Genomic DNA, 4,322 nt, shown 5'->3' with positions numbered 1-4,322 from the left:
GATAGAGTGACGAAGTTTTTGGGTCAGTTCTCTAAAGCTGGGGGAGTTGAAATAACTAGGAATGAACAGAACTTGCAGTAATTTCCTGACTTTGATAATTCGTCGGGGCCAATCTTGCTCTTGGCTGAGTTCTGATTTCAAATTGGCCAGGAAAGCAGATTGATGACGGGGCTTATCCCAAGCGATTTTTCGGTATTTTTCCTTGAGTAATTCGGACTGCTGCTGCTGAAGCTCAAGGATGGCTTGGTAGAGGTAAAGGCTAATTTCGTTGATCGCGGCAGAGTCATTCACGAATGGTTTCTGGTAGAGAGGGTGAGTAATTTTGGGCAGAATACAAAAGCAGATCTATGAACCCAGTATATGTGAAATAGCAAAGAGAGTAGGGAGTAGGGAGTAGGGAGTAGGGAGTAGGGAGTACGGAACAAAAATTCCCACAATTCCTACACGGATCCCTCAAGGATCAGCAGTGGGTAGTGGAAAAATGCGAGTTCCATAGAACTCAAGTGCTGGTAGATTGAAGGAGCTTCGAGCCAGAAGCCAGGAGTCAGAATCCTTGATAACGGAAATATTTTCCGATCACTTGGTTTGTTGACGGGGTTAAATTTGCTATTATAGCGCTTCTGTTGAGTAATCAGGTATACAGAATTTTTCCCCTGTTCCCTGTTCCCTGTTCCCTACTCCCTGCTCCCTGCTCCCTACTCCCTACTCCCTACTCCCAATTAACCCAAGACTAAACTCCCTCAGCCAATTGTGAACTGGTATAGTAAGAGTAACTCAGCTTTACAAATTGTAATCATGGCCAGAGACCTAAGGGGATTTATCCAAGAGCTAGAACAGAAGGGACAATTGCGGCGGATTAAGGCTTTAGTTGACCCAGATTTGGAAATTGCTGAGATATCAAACCGGATGCTACAAGCGGGTGGACCTGGCTTGCTGTTTGAGAATGTAAAAGGGTCATCCTTTCCGGTTGCGATTAATTTAATGGGAACAGAAGAACGGGTTTGCTGGGCGATGAACCGGTTAACCCCGGAAGATTTGGAAACTCTGGGCAAGAAGCTAGGGATGCTGCAACAACCAAAGCCACCTAAGAAAATTTCCCAGGCGGTGGAATTTGGCAAAATTTTGTTTGATGTGGTGAAAGCTAAACCAGGGCGAGACTTTTTCCCTCCTTGTCAGCAGGTGGTGGTGCAGGAAAATGATTTGGATTTGAATACATTACCCCTGATTCGCCCTTATCCGGGTGATGCTGGCAAGATTATCACTTTAGGATTGGTGATTACCAAGGATTGTGAGACTGGTATTCCTAATGTGGGGGTTTATCGGCTACAACTGCAGTCTAAGACTACGATGACTGTGCATTGGCTCTCGGTCAGGGGTGGAGCACGACATTTGCGCAAGGCGGTGGAGAGAGGACAGAAATTAGAAATTGCGATCGCACTCGGTGTTGACCCCCTGATTATTCTGGCCGCTGCTACTCCCATACCGGTTGACCTGTCCGAATGGCTCTTTGCTGGACTCTATGGTGGGTCTGGGGTTAACCTAGCTAAATGTAAAACCTTAGATTTAGAAGTGCCAGCGGATTCTGAGTTTGTCCTGGAAGGCACCATTACTCCAGGGGAAATGTTGCCAGATGGTCCGTTTGGTGACCACATGGGGTATTACGGTGGAGTAGAGGATTCTCCGTTGATTCGCTTCCACTGTATGACTCACCGCAAGGATCCGATTTATTTAACTACCTTTAGTGGGCGTCCACCGAAAGAAGAAGCAATGATGGCGATCGCACTCAATCGGATTTATACCCCGATCCTGCGGCAACAAGTCTCAGAAATTGTGGATTTCTTCTTGCCCATGGAAGCTCTGAGTTACAAAGCGGCCATTATTTCCATTAAGAAAGCCTATCCAGGACAAGCGCGACGGGCTGCTTTGGCCTTTTGGAGTGCTTTGCCTCAATTTACCTACACCAAGTTTGTGATTGTGGTGGATGAGACTATTAATATTCGCGACCCCCGTCAAGTGGTGTGGGCGATTAGTTCTAAAGTTGACCCGGTGCGGGATGTCTTTATTTTGCCTAATACTCCCTTTGATAGTTTGGATTTTGCTAGTGAAAAGATTGGCTTAGGGGGACGGATGGGTATTGATGCTACTACTAAGATTCCACCGGAAACGGAACATGAATGGGGCGCAACGTTGGAGTCAGATGGGGATGTAGCAGCGATGGTAGATAGGCGTTGGGCTGAGTATGGGTTAGGGGATTTGGATCTCAAGGATGTTGATCCCAATTTGTTTGGGTATGATATGTAATTTATAGGTCAGCGGTCAGTGGTCAGTGGTCAGCCGTCAGCTAACCCATTAAGCATAGGTAGTTTACCCAGAAAGCTTTAACTCACCATTAATCAGACAAGGTAAAATACCAGGTCAAAATCTGGATTAGCTCACCCTCTACGGTTGAGGGGATCATGGGAACAGGGAATAATGGGAGCAATGGGTAAGTCCTGTATATAATAGCCTATGGTGTTGATATGCCATTATTAATGCTAATAATTCTAAGTATCCTGGTTATTGTATCGGAGCTGGGGAGGGAGCGATCGCCTTTGGCGATCGCTGAAAGGGGCTGCCCAAGGCCAGATCGCCCCCACAATTCTTATTACATAACCACTTAACGAGGGGATGAATTTAGCTGGCTGGTTTCCTCAGTTTCTTCTTCTTCGGTATTGTCATTTGCTGCACTACTTTCTCTTGTGTCTATTTCAGTTGTTATCGTGATTCCCTCGACGCTGATCTCTAACTTGTTAATATATTGCCCTTTGAACATAGATTTTGCAATCATGTGAGGTCCTAGGATAAATATTATAGATACAGATATCAGCAGGAAGGCAATTCCCCTGATGGAAAATTGCCTTACTACTGGGGACTCACCGTTTTTATCAGTTGTTGGGGTTGTGACTACAGTAGTTTTGTCTCGATTCTGTTGCGTATTATTCTGTGCCTTAAAAGTGCTAGTAAATTGCTTTAGTAAGTTGGTCATGGTTTTGTCCTGATGCTTGATTGCTTATAACACCATCCTAGATTTTGCAGATGGGTGTATCAAGCCCAGTAAAGGACAGATAAAGGACAGATAATAAGTGTCTTTTTCTAACTTCTTGAGTGACAGTTTCGGATCAATAAGTGTCCTTTTCTGTCCTTCTGAACAAGGACAATCACACGGATTGATTATCTGTCAAAAGGGCAAGCTTGGTAGCATTAGAGCCAGTTCTGAAGGAATAAGGCGTCTTAACCAAGCTAGAGCCAGTGAAACAGATGACGAAGGTAAGCCCCTAACTTATGAGCGCCTTGCACCAAGAGCAAGCTGAGCGCTAAAATAGTTCAGCAACAGTAAAGCAAAGATAGATAAGTGTCCTTTTCTAAGCTCTTGAGTGATAGTTTTGGACTGATTGACTGACTTTACTCCTAAAACCCTTGATTTTACCTGGAGCGGTAGATCGGTAGCGAGGGTGCATCTCAGTTTTGTAAATTTTGCGTAGGCTGCCTTACGGACGGGCTCGCCCTCATTTTTTCGGTAGCCAGTGTTAGGACAGTCCATCCGGAAATGACACGGGCAAGATGCCCATTTCACCCGTGATGCCTGTTCCATGCCTGATGCCCGTTCCACCCACCGGGTCAAACAGCTTTAATGAGATGCACCCGGTAGTGAAACCAAACCAAACCATTGCCAGCGTTGGATTTGACTATATTCCACCCAACCTACTAAGCCAGAAAAGTCAGTCAAGCAGCAGTTTGAGATCAATAAGTGTCCTTTTCTGTCCTTCTCAACAACGATAATCACACGGATTTGTTATCTATGAATAAAAAGCGCAAGCCCCGTGGCGTTAGTGCCAGTCCTGAAGGACTAATGCGTCTTGAGCAAGCTAGAGCCAGTCAAAGAGATGACGAAGGTAAGCCCCTAACTTATGAGGGCCTTGCACAAAAAGCCCAGATCAGCAAGAAAACAGTTGAGCGCTTCTTCAAGCAAAAACGTGTGGATTGGGGTTATGCGAGGGCAATTATCCAAGCTTTAGGTCTAAGAGAGGAAGATGTACTATCTCTAGAAGAATCCTTAGTATTAGAATCTATAGAACAAATCCAAGCCAAGGATACAGGAGACTCAGAGCGTGCGGGGGAGTTCATTAAGGGACTAGAGACAGCACTAAGTGAGTTGAAAAAACGTGAAGAGGCTAGCCTTGAAGCTATGGAATGGCTCAAGGCTAACCGAAAAGCGTTATCCCAAGAAGCTGCCGAAGCAGCTTTAAGGAAGCATTATGACCAGAATCCAAACAATGTAGATA

General features: G+C 45.3%; 4 protein-coding genes and 1 pseudogene. 2 read left to right on the top strand and 3 right to left on the bottom strand.

From position 1 onward, the window contains the following. Positions 1 to 291 (bottom strand): annotated as a pseudogene (locus F6K49_RS36100) (hypothetical protein); the annotation flags it as partial. Positions 292 to 795: 504 nt separating this feature from the next. Between F6K49_RS36100 and F6K49_RS36095 the strand changes: the two are divergent. Beyond that, entirely contained in the window at positions 796 to 2,301 is a 1,506-nt protein-coding gene (locus tag F6K49_RS36095; RefSeq protein WP_293104559.1) for a UbiD family decarboxylase, read from the top strand. 355 nt (positions 2,302 to 2,656) lie between these two features. Here the strand turns inward: F6K49_RS36095 and F6K49_RS36090 are convergent, their stop codons facing one another. Next, positions 2,657 to 3,025: a hypothetical protein gene (locus tag F6K49_RS36090; protein WP_293104556.1), complete on the bottom strand. Its 369-nt coding sequence runs from the start codon at positions 3,023 to 3,025 to the stop codon at positions 2,657 to 2,659. Between the two features lie 294 nt (positions 3,026 to 3,319). After that, positions 3,320 to 3,661 carry a hypothetical protein gene (locus F6K49_RS36085; RefSeq protein WP_293104553.1) on the bottom strand — a complete coding sequence of 114 codons (342 nt, stop codon included), beginning with the start codon at positions 3,659 to 3,661 and terminating at the stop codon, positions 3,320 to 3,322. Positions 3,662 to 3,838: 177 nt separating this feature from the next. Between F6K49_RS36085 and F6K49_RS36080 the strand changes: the two genes are divergently transcribed. Continuing rightward, positions 3,839 to 4,322 (top strand): hypothetical protein (locus tag F6K49_RS36080; protein ID WP_293104550.1); only part of this gene is annotated, 484 nt, incomplete at its 3' end.

This window comes from Moorena sp. SIO3I6 (genome assembly GCF_010672095.1).
This window is presented reverse-complemented; position numbering and strand designations above follow the sequence as displayed.